We start from the raw sequence: 1,064 nt of genomic DNA on the forward strand, positions 1-1,064 counted from the left end.
CACGGTCTGGGACATGAGCCCCAGACTCGCACATCCCAAACCCGTCGTGAATCATCCGATTGGTTCAGAGCACTAGGAGACTTTTCCGATAGCGTTTACTGGCTGGGAGCAACTCGCTCGCCCCCTCCGCGGTACTACCACTTTGGACCGGGTATGACCGGCCGAATTCAATACGATGGAACCGGTGTCGCTGAAGCACTTCGTGCTAGTTTTGTAGCGGACACGCCCGTCGTGCAGAAAGTCTCTGAATGGCTGCAGAGAAGCTGCGACTGTGAACTCTCGTTCCTCAACACTGATCGTCAGTTAATCGCCGGGCGAGAGCTTTATGAGTTTAACCTTATATCTCGCAAGAGCGGAACAAGGGTATCTTTGAGGGACGTTGGTGAGGGCATCGCGCAGTCACTACCTATTGTGGCCCTTTGTCATCAAGCCGCGGCGGGAATTCTTGGCGAAAACGCCATATTGGCGATGGAACAACCGGAATTGCATTTACACCCTCGTGCTGCGGTGGAGCTGGCAGATGAAATCGTCGCCTGTGTGGCATCAGGCTCAAGCGCTACCCATTTGATTGAGACTCACTCTGAAAGTGTTCTCTTAAGCGTTCAAACGGCCATCGTGAAAAAGCAAATATTTCCCGAGCAGGTGATCGTCTACTGGGTGTCGCAGGCAGACGGCAATTCGTCGTTGCAGAAGATCTCTTTTGACGACGAGGGGTATCCAACTGGTGCTTGGCCCTCAGATGTATTCCGTGAAACCCTGCGACAAGCCCGATATCTCTCTAGCCTCAGAACAGGGGCATAGGATGAGGATCCGACTCCTATCTAGCTTGTTCAATACGAAAGCACACGATGTGGCGCTCTCTTTCTTTCTCGGCATAGCTCAGGTTGGGCGCGCTCATATTGCTGTCGCCGACGAGGAGGATCTAAACTACAAGGCATGGATAACGCGCCTGCCTCGACCTTACCAAGATCTTTGGCAACAAATGATGTAATTGCTCACCTCCCCTGGGCTGGTGTGGTGTCGCGGGCGTCGGGAAGCGGTTGGATTTTTGGGTCGACGACGGC

The 1,064-nt window shown here is 53.6% G+C and carries 1 protein-coding gene; it reads left to right on the plus strand.

The window, feature by feature from the left end; all coding sequences use genetic code 11:
* Window positions 1-801, plus strand: an 801-nt coding sequence (locus D3273_RS27830; RefSeq protein ID WP_207210941.1) for an AAA family ATPase, incomplete at its 5' end; no start/stop codon positions are given.
* Between the last annotated feature and the right edge of the window lie 263 nt (window positions 802-1,064).

The sequence above is a fragment of the Lichenibacterium minor genome (assembly GCF_004137685.1).
Classification (GTDB): domain Bacteria; phylum Pseudomonadota; class Alphaproteobacteria; order Rhizobiales; family Beijerinckiaceae; genus Lichenihabitans; species Lichenihabitans minor.